Annotated in this window: 1 protein-coding gene and 1 pseudogene; one reads left to right on the top strand and one right to left on the bottom strand. The window is 70.1% G+C overall.

Annotated elements, in window-relative coordinates; all coding sequences use genetic code 11:
* The coding region (locus tag A5659_RS19755) for an acyltransferase domain-containing protein (protein ID WP_369829389.1) at nucleotides 1-301 on the bottom strand (301 nt) is incomplete at its 3' end.
* Here A5659_RS19755 and A5659_RS19760 point away from each other — a divergent pair.
* Nucleotides 240-876 (top strand): annotated as a pseudogene (locus A5659_RS19760) (acyltransferase domain-containing protein); the annotation flags it as partial. The gene A5659_RS19755 and the pseudogene A5659_RS19760 sit on opposite strands and share 62 nt — an antisense overlap.

The following is an 876-nucleotide window of genomic DNA, read 5'->3' on the forward strand; positions in this document are numbered from 1 at the left end:
ACTTCCACAGCTCGGCCAGCGACACCATCACCGCGAAGAGCACCGGCTGCACAACGTCGACGCGGTCCAGGCTCGCAGCGCCGGGCGCGGCGCGAAGCACGTCGGTCAGCGACCAGTCGACGAATTCGGCGAAGGCCTCTTCACACTCCCGGATCTGCTGTGCGAATACCGGTGCGGTGTCCAGCAATTCGATTGCCATGCCCAGCCATTGCGAGCCCTGGCCGGGGAAGACGAACACCGTCTTGCCCGCCGGTGTCGCGGTGCCCCGGATGACCGATCCGGTCGGGTCGTCGTTCGGCATCAGCGGCACCAACGCGCACGTCATCGTCGAGGCCGCCCCGGCCGAACCGGTGCGGGAGGCCGGCCCGGCGCGGGCGGTGGTCCCGTGGGCGGTGTCGGCGAAGTCCCCGGCGGCGTTGGCCGCGCAGGCGGCCCGGCTGGCCGAATACGTTCGCGCGCACGATGATCTGGACGTCGCCGACATCGGGTGGTCATTGGCGGGCCGCGCGACGTTCGAGCACCGGGCCGTCGTGGTGGGCGGTGACCGTGACCGGCTGCTCGCCGGGCTGGACGAGCTGGCCAACGACGACCCGACCGGATCGGTCATCCGGGGCACCGCGACACCGGCGGGCAAGACGGTGTTCGTCTTCCCCGGCCAGGGCTCGCAATGGCTGGGCATGGCAATCGAATTGCTGGACACCGCACCGGTATTCGCACAGCAGATCCGGGAGTGTGAAGAGGCCTTCGCCGAATTCGTCGACTGGTCGCTGACCGACGTGCTTCGCGCCGCGCCCGGCGCTGCGAGCCTGGACCGCGTCGACGTTGTGCAGCCGGTGCTCTTCGCGGTGATGGTGTCGCTGGCCGAGCTGTGGGCCT

This window comes from Mycobacterium sp. 1165196.3 (assembly GCF_001673415.1).
In the GTDB taxonomy this organism is placed as follows: Bacteria; Actinomycetota; Actinomycetes; order Mycobacteriales; family Mycobacteriaceae; genus Mycobacterium; species Mycobacterium europaeum_A.